Annotated in this window: 12 protein-coding genes; 5 read left to right on the top strand and 7 right to left on the bottom strand. The window is 72.2% G+C overall.

What is annotated here, in order from left to right; genetic code table 11:
* Positions 1-72 precede the first annotated feature (72 nt).
* The 4 genes from AB0D48_RS34400 to AB0D48_RS34385 form a co-directional block, all read right to left on the bottom strand.
* Positions 73-720, bottom strand: coding sequence for a hypothetical protein (locus tag AB0D48_RS34400; protein WP_362406238.1), 648 nt, complete (start codon positions 718-720; stop codon positions 73-75).
* Positions 721-991: 271 nt separating this feature from the next.
* Positions 992-1,738 carry a succinate dehydrogenase/fumarate reductase iron-sulfur subunit gene (locus AB0D48_RS34395; protein WP_362406235.1) on the bottom strand — a complete coding sequence of 249 codons (747 nt, stop codon included), beginning with the start codon at positions 1,736-1,738 and terminating at the stop codon, positions 992-994.
* Positions 1,735-3,696 carry a fumarate reductase/succinate dehydrogenase flavoprotein subunit gene (locus AB0D48_RS34390; RefSeq protein ID WP_362406276.1) on the bottom strand — a complete coding sequence of 654 codons (1,962 nt, stop codon included), beginning with the start codon at positions 3,694-3,696 and terminating at the stop codon, positions 1,735-1,737. Before AB0D48_RS34390 ends, AB0D48_RS34395 begins: the two co-directional genes overlap by 4 nt.
* A 14-nt stretch (positions 3,697-3,710) precedes the next feature.
* Complete coding sequence (locus AB0D48_RS34385) at positions 3,711-4,415, bottom strand: succinate dehydrogenase cytochrome b subunit (protein WP_362406232.1); 705 nt, start codon at positions 4,413-4,415, stop codon at positions 3,711-3,713.
* Between the two features lie 72 nt (positions 4,416-4,487).
* Between AB0D48_RS34385 and AB0D48_RS34380 the strand changes: the two genes are divergently transcribed.
* Positions 4,488-5,366 carry a LysR family transcriptional regulator gene (locus tag AB0D48_RS34380; protein ID WP_362406229.1) on the top strand — a complete coding sequence of 293 codons (879 nt, stop codon included), beginning with the start codon at positions 4,488-4,490 and terminating at the stop codon, positions 5,364-5,366.
* Between the two features lie 9 nt (positions 5,367-5,375).
* On the opposite strand, the gene AB0D48_RS34375 is transcribed toward AB0D48_RS34380, so the two are convergent.
* Positions 5,376-6,020: a TetR family transcriptional regulator gene (locus AB0D48_RS34375; protein ID WP_362406226.1), complete on the bottom strand. Its 645-nt coding sequence runs from the start codon at positions 6,018-6,020 to the stop codon at positions 5,376-5,378.
* Between the two features lie 131 nt (positions 6,021-6,151).
* On the opposite strand from AB0D48_RS34375, the gene AB0D48_RS34370 reads away from it, so the two are divergent.
* A complete protein-coding gene (locus tag AB0D48_RS34370) occupies positions 6,152-7,219 on the top strand; it encodes an FAD-dependent monooxygenase (RefSeq protein WP_362406223.1) in 1,068 nt (355 codons plus the stop codon).
* 13 nt (positions 7,220-7,232) lie between these two features.
* On the opposite strand, the gene AB0D48_RS34365 is transcribed toward AB0D48_RS34370, so the two are convergent.
* Positions 7,233-9,425, bottom strand: coding sequence for an EAL domain-containing protein (locus tag AB0D48_RS34365; RefSeq protein ID WP_362406273.1), 2,193 nt, complete (start codon positions 9,423-9,425; stop codon positions 7,233-7,235).
* Between the two features lie 71 nt (positions 9,426-9,496).
* Positions 9,497-10,327, bottom strand: a complete 831-nt coding sequence (locus AB0D48_RS34360; protein WP_362406220.1) for an SAM-dependent methyltransferase — start codon at positions 10,325-10,327, stop codon at positions 9,497-9,499.
* 887 nt (positions 10,328-11,214) lie between these two features.
* Between AB0D48_RS34360 and AB0D48_RS34355 the strand changes: the two genes are divergently transcribed.
* The 3 genes from AB0D48_RS34355 to AB0D48_RS34345 all read left to right on the top strand — a co-directional run bounded on the left by AB0D48_RS34355 (position 11,215) and on the right by AB0D48_RS34345 (position 13,066).
* The gene (locus AB0D48_RS34355; RefSeq protein ID WP_362406216.1) at positions 11,215-11,370 is read left to right on the top strand and encodes a hypothetical protein; all 156 of its coding nucleotides are present in this window, start codon (positions 11,215-11,217) and stop codon (positions 11,368-11,370) included.
* A gap of 68 nt (positions 11,371-11,438) precedes the next feature.
* Positions 11,439-12,209 carry a hypothetical protein gene (locus AB0D48_RS34350; protein ID WP_362406214.1) on the top strand — a complete coding sequence of 257 codons (771 nt, stop codon included), beginning with the start codon at positions 11,439-11,441 and terminating at the stop codon, positions 12,207-12,209.
* A 272-nt stretch (positions 12,210-12,481) separates the two neighbouring features.
* Positions 12,482-13,066, top strand: coding sequence for a hypothetical protein (locus tag AB0D48_RS34345; protein ID WP_362406212.1), 585 nt, complete (start codon positions 12,482-12,484; stop codon positions 13,064-13,066).
* Positions 13,067-13,202: the final 136 nt, after the last annotated feature.

The following is a 13,202-nucleotide window of genomic DNA, read 5'->3' as shown; positions in this document are numbered from 1 at the left end:
GGCGAGGTGCCGTAGCCGGCCGGCGTCGTGCGCCCGCCGGGGATTACGGGACAGCTGTTGGGTTCCTGAAGCTCAGGCATCGCCCGGCAGCAGCTGCTGCGGCAGTTCGCGGAAGCTCCACCGGCCCCGGCTGCGGGTGAACTGCCAGACGAGGTCGTGGCGGTCGGGCCAGATCGCGGGGACGCCGAGGACCTGGTGGGCGCCGAGGGCACGGACCAGGCGGGGGATGCCGGTGTGCTCCCAGCAGACGAGTACGGGCATCGGGCCGGCCAGCACGGCGTGGGCGAGGGCGAGTTCGGCGCCGACGGCGAAGTCGGTGCGGACGGGGGTGCGCAGTGCGCTGGCCAGGGCGGCCACGGTCTGCTTGCACCGGGCGGGGGCCGCGACCTTGCCGCCGGCCGCGAAGACGGCGGCGGGGCGGGGCAGGGAGGAGCCTTTGGCGGGCGGGAAGAGCCGCGGTAGCTCGTCGGCCCGCCGCCAGCCGCGCCTGGCCAGCGAACCGGGGTCGTCGTCGCCCTCCTCGTCCACGCCCGAGTCACCGGCGTACGGCTTCTCCGCGTGCCGGATCACCATGATCAGGGCGCCATTGGGCACGGGCTCTGCGCCGGGGGCGGGGCCGCGGAGGTGGTCGTCCGTGGAGCAGCCGGCCACCGCGAGTGGGGTGAGGGCGGCGGCCAGCAGGGTGCGGCGGCGCGGTCCGGAGCCGGCGGCTTGTGACATGGGGCCACTGTCGCCCACGCCCCGGGCACTGCCGTTGCGAGGCACGGCGTGGGCGACTCCGGTCAGCCGATCGGCGCAGGCGCCGGAACGGGCGGCGGGGGAGGTCAGTTTCGTACGGGGATCAGCCCGGCCCGGTAGCGGACGGACGGCGGCCTCAGCGCCGACCGGGGTCGCCGCGCCGGTCCGCGCCGGTCCGCACTGTCAGTGCCGGTCAGTGCCGGTCAGTGCCGGTCAGTGCCGGTCAGTGCCAGTCAGCCCGGGTCAGCCCGGGTCAGCGTGGGCCCTTGCGGACCGCTCGCAGCCACTCCTTGTTCATCGCGGCGATCGACGGCAGCGGGATGCCCTTGGGGCAGGCCGTGGCACATTCGCCGGTCAGGGTGCAGCCGCCGAAGGCCTCCTCGTCCATCCGGGCCACCATGTCCAGCACGCGGGTCTCGCGCTCCGGCGAGCCCTGCGGGAGGACATTGAGGTGGTTGACCTTGGCGGAGGTGAAGAGCATCGCGGAGCCGTTGGGGCAGGCCGCCACGCACGCCCCGCAGCCGATGCACTCGGCGTGCTCGAAGGCGAAGTCGGCGTCGGCCTTGGGCACGGCGGTGGCGTGTGCCTCGGGGGCCGATCCGGTCGGGGCGGTGATGTAGCCGCCTGCCTGGATGATCCGGTCGAAGGCTCCGCGGTCGACGACGAGGTCCTTGACCACCGGGAAGGCGGCGGCCCGCCAGGGCTCGACGTCGATGGTGTCGCCGTCGGTGAAGGACCGCATGTGGAGCTGGCAGGTGGTGGTGCGTTCCGGGCCGTGGGCGTCGCCGTTGATGACGAGGCTGCACGCGCCGCAGATGCCCTCGCGGCAGTCGTGGTCGAAGGCGACCGGGTCCTCACCGCGCAGGATGAGGTCCTCGTTGAGGGTGTCGAGCATCTCCAGGAAGGACATGTCCTGGGAGATGCCGTCGACCTCGTAGGAGGCCATGGCGCCGGGGGCGTCGGCGTTCTGCTGGCGCCAGACGCGCAGGGTGAGCTTCATGCGTAGCTCCGCTGGGTGGGGTGGACGTACTCGAAGACGAGGTCTTCCTTGTGGAGGACGGGGGCCGCGCCGGTTCCCTGGTACTCCCAGGCGGCCGCGTAGCCGAACTCCTCGTCCCGGCGGGCGGCTTCGCCGTCCGGGGTCTGGGACTCCTCGCGGAAGTGGCCGCCGCAGGATTCGGCGCGGTGCAGGGCGTCGAGGCACATCAGCTCGGCGAGTTCGAGGTAGTCGACGATGCGGTTGGCCTTCTCCAGGGACTGGTTGAACTCCTCGCCGGTGCCGGGGACCTTGATGCGCCGCCAGAACTCCTCCCGGATCTCCGGGATCCGGGCGAGTGCCTTGCGCAGGCCGGCCTCCGTGCGCGCCATCCCGCAGTACTCCCACATGAGTTCACCGATCTCGCGGTGGAAGGAGTCGGGGGTGCGGTCTCCGTCGACGGCGAGCAGCTTCGCGAGGCAGTCGCGGGTCTCGCGGACGGCGGCCGCGGCCTCGGGGTGGCTGTCGTCGATCTCATCGTGGTGCGGGTGGCGGGCCAGGTAGTCGTTGATGGTGGAAGGGAGTACGAAGTACCCGTCGCCGAGGCCCTGCATGAGGGCGGAGGCGCCGAGGCGGTTCGCGCCGTGGTCGGAGAAGTTGGCCTCGCCGATCGCGAACAGCCCGGGGACGGTGGTCTGGAGGTCGTAGTCCACCCACAGGCCGCCCATCGTGTAGTGCACGGCCGGGTAGATGCGCATGGGGACCTCGTACGGGTTCTCCGCGGTGATCCGCTCGTACATCTCGAAGAGGTTGCCGTACTTCTCCGCGACCTCGTCCCGCCCCATGCGGCGGATGGCATCGGCGAAGTCGAGGTAGACGCCCTGGCCGCCGGGGCCGACGCCGCGTCCTTCGTCGCAGACGTTCTTCGCGGCGCGGGAGGCGATGTCGCGGGGGACGAGGTTGCCGAAGGAGGGGTAGATCCGCTCCAGGTAGTAGTCGCGCTCCGCCTCGGGGATGTCGGCGGCGGGGCGGGTGTCGCCCTTGGCCTTGGGGACCCAGATCCGGCCGTCGTTGCGCAGGGACTCGCTCATCAGGGTGAGCTTGGACTGGTGGTCGCCGGTGCGCGGGATGCAGGTGGGGTGGATCTGGGTGAAGCAGGGGTTGGCGAAGTACGCGCCGCGCCGGTGCGCCCGCCATACGGCGGTCGCGTTGGAGTTCATGGCGTTGGTGGAGAGGTAGAAGACGTTGCCGTAGCCGCCGCTCGCCAGCACCACCGCGTCGGCGTAGTGGGTGGATATCTCGCCGGTGACCAGGTCGCGGGCCACGATGCCGCGGGCCACGCCGTCGACCGTGATCAGGTCGAGCATCTCGGTGCGTGCGTGCAGCTCGACGTTGCCGGCGGCGATCTGCCGGGACAGGGCCTGGTAGGCGCCGAGGAGGAGCTGCTGGCCCGTCTGGCCGCGTGCGTAGAAGGTGCGGGAGACCTGGACTCCGCCGAAGGAGCGGGTGTCGAGGAGGCCGCCGTACTCGCGGGCGAAGGGGACGCCCTGGGCGACGCATTGGTCGATGATCTCGACGGAGATCTGGGCGAGCCGGTGGACGTTGGACTCGCGGGCGCGGAAGTCGCCGCCCTTGACGGTGTCGTAGAAGAGGCGGTGCACCGAGTCGCCGTCGTTGCGGTAGTTCTTGGCGGCGTTGATGCCGCCCTGGGCGGCGATGGAGTGGGCGCGGCGCGGGGAGTCGGAGTAGCAGAACTGGACGACGTGGTAGCCCTGTTCGGCGAGGGTGGCTCCGGCCGCGCCGCCGGCCAGGCCGGTGCCGACGACGATGACGGTGTGCTTGCGGCGGTTGGCCGGGTTGACGAGCTTGGCCTCGAAGCGGCGGCGGTCCCAGCGCTCCGCGATCGGGCCGTCGGGTGCCTTGGTGTCGGCGAGGGGCTCGCCGGTGGTGTAGCGGGCGTAGTCGTACGTGCGGTCGCTCATGCGGTCGCTCATGGTCAGTTCACCACTCCGGTCATGACGGCGACGGGGACGGACACGAAGCCCGCGAAGAGGAGGAGGGCCAGGGCGTTGGCCAGGACCTTGAGGGTCCGGTCGCGGCGGGCGTTGCCGGCGCCGAGGGTCTGCGCGGCGCTCCAGAACCCGTGCCGGACGTGCAGGCCGAGCGCGGCCATCGCCACGAGGTAGATCGTGTTGCCGTACCAGGTGGAGAAGGTGGCGAGGACGTTCTCGTAGGGGTGCCCGGCCCAGGCGCGCTCGTTGACGGTGAGCGTGGTCAGGTCGAGCACGTGCCAGACGATGAACAGGCCGAGGATGATCCCGCCCCAGCGCATGGTGCGGGTGGCATAGCTTGCGCGGCGGCGCTTGTGGGCGTACTTGACCGGGCGAGCCTTGACGTCGCGGCGGCTGAGCTGGAACGCGGACACGGCGTGGGCGACGACCGCCGAGAGCAGGACCACGCGGGCGGCCCACAGGCCCCAGTGGCTGTGCAGGAAGGGCTCGCCCATGTGGCGCAGCCAGTGGGCGTAGGCGTTGAACTCGCCCGGCCCGAAGAAGATCTTGAGGTTGCCGAGCATGTGCACGACGAGGTAGCCGAGCATGATCAGTCCGGAGACCGCCATGACGGTCTTCTTCCCGATGGTGGAGTCCCAGACCGCCGATACGGCGGAGCCGCCTGTCCGGGTACGCGTTGCCAGAGCCATGGGATCGACGGTAGGGACGAAGGACCCGAAAGGTCCAAGACATGATGTCGGTCATCTTGATAGACATTGCCTATGCAGTTTCAGCAGCTGGTCTACTTCGTGGCCGTCGCCGAGGCCCGGCACTTCACCCGCGCCGCGGAGCGGGAGCACGTGGCGCAGCCCTCGCTCTCGCAGCAGATCAAGGCGCTGGAGCGGGAGCTGGGGGCGGAGCTGTTCAGCCGGGCGCGGGGCAACATCGCGCTGACCGAAGCGGGCGAGACGCTGCTGCCGCTGGCTCGGCGGATCCTGGCGGACGCGGACACCGCGCGGCTGGAGGTCCAGGAGCTGGCGCAGTTGCGGCGCGGACGGGTGCGGCTGGGTGCCACGCCGAGCGTGTGCACGGGCCTGCTGCCGGATGTGCTGCGCGCCTTCCACACCGCCCACCCGGGGATCGAGCTGGTGATCGAGGAGAGCGGTTCGCTCGACCTCGTACGGGAACTGGCGCGCGGGGCCCTGGACCTGGCGCTGATCGCCCTGCCGCTGCCGCCCTCGGCTCCGGCGCTGACGACGGTGGAGCTGCTGACGGAGGACCTGGTGGTGGTCTCCTCCGCGGAGCTGCCGCCGCCCGGCGGGGGCGGGCCCCTGAGCATCTCCGGGCTGCGCGACGAGCCGATGGTGATGTTCCGCCACGGGTACGACCTGCGGGAGCTGACCGTGACGGCCTGCCGCGCGGAGGGCTTCGAGCCGGTGTTCACCGTGGAGGGCGGGGAGATGGACGCGGTCCTGGGCTTCGTGCGGGCAGGGCTGGGCATCGCGGTGGTCCCGGCGATGGTGGTGGACCGAGCCGGTCCCGGCCTGCGGGCGACCCCCTTGGCGGGCTCGCCGCTGCGCCGCACGATCGCCCTGGCGCACCGCACCGATGTGGCTCCCCCGCGCGCGGCGCGCGAGCTGAAGCGCATCCTGGTGGGCTGACCGGTTCGGTCAGGCGGGGGTGAGGGGCAGCGCCTGGTCGAGCCCGCCGGCCAGCATCCCGAAAGCCGCATCGGCGTCGGCCACGGCCGCGGGGTGGGCCTGGTCGGCGCTCTGCCCGGAGTCGATGCGCCGCCAGTTCTCCCGGCCCAGCTCGTGGCGGACGGCCACCAGGTGCACCGCTGCCAGCCGGGCGGTGAGCGGTGGGGCCGCCCCGGCTCCGAGGACCTCGGCGAGCAGCTCCACCTCGCGGGCGGTGTAGAGGGCGAGGCGCGACTCCAGACTCGCGGTGGAGTAGAGCAGCCGCTGGAAGGCGAGGACGTCGGGATGGTCGCAGAGCCCGGTGATCGGATCCCGGCGGTCGAGGGCTTCGAGGAAGTGCGCGTGCACCGCGGCGACCGGCCCCAGCCCGGCCGGCCGGTCGCGCACGATGCGCGCCACCTCGTCCTGATGGTCGGCAAACCGGTCCAGCACCAAGTCCTCCTTGCTCGGGAAGTACCGGAACAGCGTGGGCTTGGAAACCTCGGCCGCGGCGGCGACGTCCGCCACCGAGACGGCGTCGAAGCCCCGCTCGAGGAAGAGTTCCAGCGCCGTGGCCGCCAGTCGGCGACGCGTACGGAGCTTCTTGTTCTCGCGCAGGCCCGTCGTGTTGTCCATGCTTCATACGCTAGCACGCTTTCGTGACCGGGTTATTTTTGAGTCCCAGTTATTTTTTTGACCGGGTTGCTTTTTCTGGCCGCGGCCGCTTTCCTTGAGGCAACGACAGCGAGACGACGAGAGGACTTCCGATGACCGACGTTCTGATCGTGGGCTCCGGCCCCACCGGACTCACCCTGGCCTGCGAGCTCGCCCTCCGCGGGATCGCAGTCCGGATCCTCGACGGACGCTCCGGGCCCCACCTCGAGTCCCGGGGCAAGGGACTCAACCCGGGCAGCCTGGAGGTCTTCGCCCGGCTCGGTGCCGCCGGGCGGATGTCCGCCATCGGCACGCGGGGCCTGGTCCTGCGCAAGTACTTCGACGGCGCCCACATCAACGACACGCCGAGCGGCGACGGCCTCCTCATCGGCCAGTGGCAGGTTGAAGAGGCCCTCCGCGAGCGGCTCGCCGACCTCGGCGTCCGGATCGAGTACCAGGCCCAGGTCGTCGGGATCGCCCAGGACACGGCGGGGGTCACCGCGAGGCTGGCGGACGGCCGTTCGGTGCGCGCCGGCTACACCGCCGGGTGCGACGGCGGCCACAGCTCGATCCGCAAGCTCCTCGGGATCCCCTTCGAGGGACGCACGGACGCGACGGAGACGATGGTGATCGGGGACGTGAGGGCTCCGGGCCTGAGCCGGGATTTCTGGCACCAGTGGTTCACCTCGGACGGCGGGGGGATGCTGCTCTGCCCGATACCGGGGACGGAGACCTTCCAGTTGCAGGCCTCACCGGAGCCCGACGAGAGCGGCGAGCCGCTGCCGCCCTCCCTGGAGAGCTTCCAGCGGCTCTTCGACCGGCACGCCCGGGTTCCGGGAATCCAGCTGGCCGATCCCACCTGGCTCTCGGCCTGGCGGGTCAATGTCCGCATGGCCACCCGGCTGCGCGAGGGCCGGGTCTTCCTCGCCGGAGACGCGGCGCACGTCCATCCCATAGCCGGCGGCCTCGGTATGAACACCGGAGTACAGGACGCGGCCGCTCTCGGCCGGACCCTGGCCGCCGCCCTGACCGGCCCGGCCTCGGACGGTGCGCTCGACGCGTACGAGGCCGAGCGGCTCCCGGCGGCCGCCGACCTGCTGGCCGACACGGTCGGGCGGCACGAGCGGGTCATGGCCGCGGTGCGCGAGCCCGGCCGCGGCACCGAGGCCGGGATGGCCTGACCCCCTGCCGGGGTCAGGGGGTGGGCACCGCGTCCGAGAGGGAGAGGGTGTGGATGCGGTCGGGGGCGCCGGGGCGGGCGTAGTACCAGCCCTGGGCGGTGTCGCAGCCGAGGGCGCGCAGCTGGGCGGCCTGGGCTCCGGTCTCCACGCCTTCGACGGTGACGGCGAGTTCGAGACTGTGGGCCAGGGCGACGATCCCCTCCACGATCTTGACGTCGACGGGGTTGGCCGGGATCTGCTGCATCCCCTGCGTGAAGGAGCGGTCCAGCTTCAGGACACTGACCGGGAGGCGGCGCAGGTTGGCCAGGTTCGAGTAGCCGGTGCCGAAGTCGTCGAGCGCGATGTCCACACCGATGGCCGCGAGCCGGCGCAGCGGTTCGAGGAGTTCGTCGTCGGCGCCTATCAGGGCCGATTCGGTGACCTCCAGGCACAGCGCGCCCGGGGCGAGGCCCGACTTCTCCAGCACGGCGATGGTGTCGGCGACCAGGCCGGGGTGGTGGAGCTGGGTCGGCGAGAGGTTGACGTTGATCCGCAGGGACGAGCCGCCGTGCTGGCGCTGCCAGTTGCGGGCCTGGCGGACGGACTCCTCCAGGACCCAGCGGCCGAGCGGCACGATCAGTCCGGTCCGTTCGGCGAGCGGGATGAAACGGTCCGGGCCGAGCACCCCGTACTGCGGGTGCGACCAGCGGACCAGCGCCTCGGCGCCGTGCACGCTGCCGTCGTGCATGTGGACCAGCGGCTGGTACTCGATGAAGAACTCGCCTCGCTCCAGCGCCGCCGGCAGGGCGTTGGTCAGTCCGTGACGGGTGATGGCCCGGGCGTCGGCCTCGGCGTCGGCGAACTCGAAGCGGTTGCCGCCGGCCGCCTTGGCCCGGTACATCGTGATGTCCGCGCTGCGCAGCACCTCCGCGGGAGTGCGTTCCCCGGCCGGGCCCTCGACGATGCCGACGCTGCCCCGGACCGACAGTTCGCGGCCCTCCAGCCGGATGGGCGTGGACAGGGCCGACAGGATGCGGACCGCGAGGTCGGTCACCTTGTGCTCGGTGTCGGAGCCGGTGGTCAGGGCGACGAACTCGTCGCCGCCGAGCCGGGCGACCACCTCGCCGGGGCCCGTCGCGCAGCTCTGCAGCCGGTCGGCGACCTCCACCAGCAGCCGGTCGCCCGCCGAGTGGCCGAGGCTGTCGTTGACCGTCTTGAACCCGTCGAGATCCAGGTAGCACAGGCCGAAGTGGCTGCCGCCGGCCCCGCTGAGGGCCTTCTCCAGCCGCTCGAAGAAAAGCGTCCGGTTGGGCAGGCCGGTCAGGGCGTCGTGGGTGGCCTCGTAGCGGAGGCGAAGGTTCAGCAGCCGGCGTTCGGTGGTGTCCTCCATCAGGGCCAGCTGGTACTGCGGCACCCCGTCGGCGTCGCGGAGCAGGGACACCGTCAGGTTGGTCCAGAGCACGGTTCCGTCGTGCCGGTAGTACGGCTTCTCCACGCGGTAGTTCTCGCGCTCGCCGCGTACGAGCTCGCCGTACATCCGCCAGACGTGCGGGGTGTCGTCGGGGTGTCCCCACTCGCTGACCTTGCGACCCCGGACGTGTCCCTCCAGGCCGCCGAACATCTTCAGCAGCGCGTCGTTGACCTCCAGGATGTTCCCGTCCAGGTCGGCGATGCCGATCCCGACGGCCGCCCCTTCGAATACCGCCCGGAAGCGTTCCTCGCTCGCGTGCAGGGCCTGCTGGGCGTCGGTGCGGGCGGTCAGCGCGGAGCGGGCGATGGCCTCCTGCTCCTTGAGGGTGCGCTCGCGCAGGGCGCGCGCGAACCCCGCCGCGATCCCGTGCTGGAGACGGGCACAGCGGGCCCGGTACTCCTCGGTGTCCTCCACGCTCGAACCACCGCAAGCGCCGGAGCCATCGGTTCCGCCCGGGCCGCAGTAGAGCACCAGGTACGACTCGACCACCCCGAGCGTGCCGGCCAGCGCCTCGGGGTCGGTGCAGTGCACGGCGACGAGCTCCGCCCCGACGCGCTGGGCGACGGACGCGTCGAAGGGCCGGGCGTGCAGGGCCTCGGCAAGGGTCCGGGTGAGCGGTACCAGGTGGCGTTCGAACTCGGGGCGGGTCAGTGAGGTCGCCGTGACGGGGAAGATCGCCCGCCCCCAGATGGTCGCGAAGCGGGCGATGCGGTCCTCGATGCCGCCCTTGGGAACCGCCGCGGGCTGGGCAGCCACCGTGGGCTCCGGGGCCTCGACGGGCGCCGCCGCGGCGGCGCCCGGAGCACCTGCCGTCTGTGCCGGGAGTCTCACGCCTTGCGTCCCACTCCGCCGAAGCCCGAGTAGGCGTACGGGTCCTCCTGCGCCACGCCGTCCTCCGCGGCCTCGGGGCCGTCGGGCCGCCACTCGGGCATGGACACCAGCCCGGGCTCCACCCACTCGAACCCGTCGAAGAAACGGCGGATCTGCTCCCTGCTGCGCATGACGAGGGGATTGCGGATGTCCCGGTAGACACCCACGGCGCCGCTCGCGACCTCCTCCGTGAGCGGGATCCCTTCGAAGGAGGCGTGCGTGAGGATCAGCAGGCTGCCGGGGGCCAGCGCGTCGCGCAGCTCGGCCACGGCGGCGTACGGATCGTCCGCGTCCTCCAGGAAGTGCAGGACGGCCACGAGCAGGACGGCGACCGGGCGGTCGAAGTCGAGCAGCCGGCCCACCTCGGGGGAGGCCAGGATGTCCCGCGGCTTGCGGAGGTCGGCGGCGACGACGGCGCTGCGGTCGTCGCCGTCCAGGACGGCCCGGCTGTGGGCTACGGCCACCGGGTCGTGGTCGACGTAGACCACGCGCGCCTCGGCGCTCGCGGCCTGGGCGATCTCGTGGACATTGCCGAAGGTGGGGATGCCGGAGCCGATGTCGAGGAACTGCGTGACGCCGTCGGCGACGGCGTGCCGTACGGTGCGGCGCATGAATGCCCGGTTGGCCTGCATGATCTTCGGCAGGCCCGGCATGAATTCCATGGCGCGGCGGGCCGCCTGACGGTCGACCTCGAAATTGTGGGAGCCGCCCAGGTAGTAATCGTAGATGCGGGACACGCTCGGCACCGATATGTCGATGCCTGGCGGGGCCCAGGCGGGGCGCTCCATCGGGTCTCCAAGCGTTGTTCCTGCGCGGTCCGGTCGAGGTCGGACTCCTGTCCGAGCCGAATGTACTGATCATTTCCCAACGGGGCGAGCAAAAGCGGAAATTGGCGATCCGTTCTTCGTCACACACCAAAGGCGGCCGCCGCCCCCGTCCGGGGGATTGATCGATACCGACACATCCCTTTTGGGAATTGCGCGGCGCGCGCTCACACTCGCCCGACGACCGGCCCAGGGCTGGCTCAAACCTCACTGGTCGCCGCTCCACCCGTTCAGGCGAACCGGGGCGGACTCCCGCGTGCGCGGGCGGGCGCGGGGCCCATGCTCCCGGGGTGAACAGAGCCTGTGCCAGGCGCCTGCTGGCGGTCCCGGTCCTGTTGTGGGCGGCCTTGTCCGTCACGCCGGCCGTGGCTGATAGCTGCGCTTACGCGACGACCGACGCCGACGACGGCGCGGCCGCCATCACGGTGGTCGCGGCGGTCTCCGCCGGCGGCCGCGGAGGTGGCCCGGGTGGCGGACATCACGGCCGCGACCACGGCCGCGACCACGGCCGGGACCCCGGCGGCAACCCCGGCGGCCACCACGGAGGCGGTCACGGGGGAGGGCACGGAGGAGGGCACGGGGGCGGCCATCACGGCGGACACCACTGCCCGCCACCGCCTCCCCCGCCCTGCCCGCCGAAGCCGACTCCCCCACCGAAGCCGCCGAAACCCGAACCCACTCCAATGCCCCCACCCGCCCCGCCCCCGAAGCCCACGCCGCCACCACCACCCCCGCCCAAGCCGGCGCCGAAACCCGCACCGAAGCCCGTCCCACCCGAACCGGCCCCGTCGAAACCGCCGCCCGCACCACCCAGGGCCGTCAAGCCGCCCGCTCCACCGGAGCCCGCCCCCGTGGTGACGCCACCGCCCGCGCCCAGGCCTGTGGCCCGTCCCGCGTACCACGCCCCTGCCCGCAAACCGGCCGAGCACCACGTCTCGCCCGTGACCTTCACCCTGCTGACCGCGGCTCCCGCGGTGCTCGCGATCGTCGCGCTGCGCCCGCGCTAGCGCCGACCTCGGCGCCGGCTCCGGCGCCGGCAGCCTTTCGCCCCACCCGTAATCGATTGGGAGTCATCTTGTCGGAATGGCTCGTCCTGTCCATCGCGATGGCCGCGGCCTGCGCCGTGGTGCTGTCCATCACCTTCCTCAACCACCGCCGGATCGGCGAGGACGACGATCCGAACGAGACCCCGGACGTCATCGAGTACATGACGATGATGATCGGCGTGATCTACGCGATCGTCCTGGGCCTGGCGATCGCCGGTGTCTGGGAGGGCCGCGGAGCCGCCCAGGAGTACGTGCGCCAGGAGGCGCAGGCCCTGCACGAGATCAGCGTCCGCTCCGAGGTCTACCCGGCCGAGGTGCGCAAGAAGATCCGGTCCGACGTCGACGCGTACGTGACGTACGTGGTGGACACGGAGTGGAAGGAGATGGCCGACAACGGCGACCTCACGGACCGCGGCGGGGAACTGCTGGAACGGATCCGCCGGGACGTCACCGACTACGAGCCGCGGACCGATCACGAGGGTCAGGCGTACCAGCCCCTGGTCGACCAGGTCGCGGTGGCGGACGACGCCCGCAGTGCGCGCGGCCAGAGCGCCGGGGCCACCATGCCGGGCGTGGTGTGGTTCGGGCTGATCACCGGGGCCCTGGTGACGGTCGGTCTGATCTTCACCCTGCAGATCCGGCGGTCCTTCCGGGAGTTGCTGCTGGCAGGGCTCTTCAGCGCACTCATCGCCTTCCTGCTGTTCCTGATCTGGGACTTCGACGCGCCCTTCGGGCGGGGCATCGCGGCCACCGCCGAACCGTTCCTCGCACAGTTCCCGCATCTGGGCCTGACGGACTGACGACGGATGAGGGCCGTTGACGGCCGCCGAGGGCAGAGCACGCAGGGGCCACGGACCACCGAGGGCTGCCGGAAGTCGTCGCCCTCCGGGGTCCCGCAAACCGGGGACGGGCCTCCCGTCCCCGGTTCGGCCTAGGACCATGCCCCATTCGCCCGTTCCTGATCGCGGGCGACCGCCCCCGGACCTAGCGTGTCGAACATCGAGGCGCACAACCCCCCCACGTGCGGAAACCCCTTTCCGCGGCTGCTCCTCGGGGATCCGGAGGATCAACCATGGGTGCGATACGCATCTCCGCCACAGCCCTGCTGAGCGCCGGCGCCACGGGCGCCGTACTGGCGCTCGGTCCCCTCAGCGCGCCCGCCGCGACCGCGGCCGAGGCCCAGGTCACCTCGTTCGGCTTCGCCATCACCCCCTCGACCGTCGCGCCCGGCGGCCAGACGGTGCTCTCCGTCAGCGGCTGCAACGCCGCCTACTCCACCGCTTCCTCCGGGGTCTTCGACACCGTGAGCATCGCCCGCGGCCAGACCGCACGGGTCACGGTGGACCGCGACGCCCGGCGCGGAGCCGTGTACTCCGTCTCCTTCACCTGCAACGGGGAGACCGGCTCGGCCGACCTGACGATCGCCGGGGGCACCACCAGACCGACCACGAGCTCCACGACGGGTGCGGCCAGGGGCTTTCCCACGGTCACCGCCCCGGCCCCCACGTCCTCCACGCTGGGTGTGCGCGGCGGCCTCGGCGGCAGCGTCGCCGGCACGGACCCCGTCGAGTTCGGCGCGGGAGCAGGCCTCTTCCTCGCCGCCGCGGGCGGCACGGCGTACGCCCTGCGCCGCCGCGCGAACAGTCGCGGCCACTGAGTCCCGCCCCGCCGCCCCCTTCCGGCGTCCTGCCAACCGCCGGTCGCCCCGGCCCCCGGCCCGCCCCCGGGCCCCCCGGGGGTTGGGGCGGGGGTGCGGGGGCGGCGCCCCGCCCCGGGGCCCCCCCCCCGGGAGG

It is taken from the genome of Streptomyces sp. NPDC048269 (assembly GCF_040652395.1).
Lineage (GTDB): Bacteria > Actinomycetota > Actinomycetes > Streptomycetales > Streptomycetaceae > Streptomyces.
The sequence above is the reverse complement of the archived record's forward strand: the minus strand, read 5'-3'. Positions and strand labels throughout refer to the sequence as shown.

Excerpts from the sequence above, each read along its gene's own strand:
- AB0D48_RS34360 (WP_362406220.1), bottom strand. The coding sequence starts at position 10,327 with ATGGAGCGCCCCGCCTGGGCCCCGCCAGGCATCGACATATCGGTGCCG.
- AB0D48_RS34395 (WP_362406235.1), bottom strand. The coding sequence starts at position 1,738 with ATGAAGCTCACCCTGCGCGTCTGGCGCCAGCAGAACGCCGACGCCCCC.
- AB0D48_RS34380 (WP_362406229.1), top strand. The coding sequence starts at position 4,488 with ATGCAGTTTCAGCAGCTGGTCTACTTCGTGGCCGTCGCCGAGGCCCGG.
- AB0D48_RS34400 (WP_362406238.1), bottom strand. The coding sequence starts at position 720 with ATGTCACAAGCCGCCGGCTCCGGACCGCGCCGCCGCACCCTGCTGGCC.
- AB0D48_RS34375 (WP_362406226.1), bottom strand. The coding sequence starts at position 6,020 with ATGGACAACACGACGGGCCTGCGCGAGAACAAGAAGCTCCGTACGCGT.
- AB0D48_RS34370 (WP_362406223.1), top strand. The coding sequence starts at position 6,152 with ATGACCGACGTTCTGATCGTGGGCTCCGGCCCCACCGGACTCACCCTG.
- AB0D48_RS34385 (WP_362406232.1), bottom strand. The coding sequence starts at position 4,415 with ATGGCTCTGGCAACGCGTACCCGGACAGGCGGCTCCGCCGTATCGGCG.
- AB0D48_RS34345 (WP_362406212.1), top strand. The coding sequence starts at position 12,482 with ATGGGTGCGATACGCATCTCCGCCACAGCCCTGCTGAGCGCCGGCGCC.
- AB0D48_RS34390 (WP_362406276.1), bottom strand. The coding sequence starts at position 3,696 with ATGAGCGACCGCACGTACGACTACGCCCGCTACACCACCGGCGAGCCC.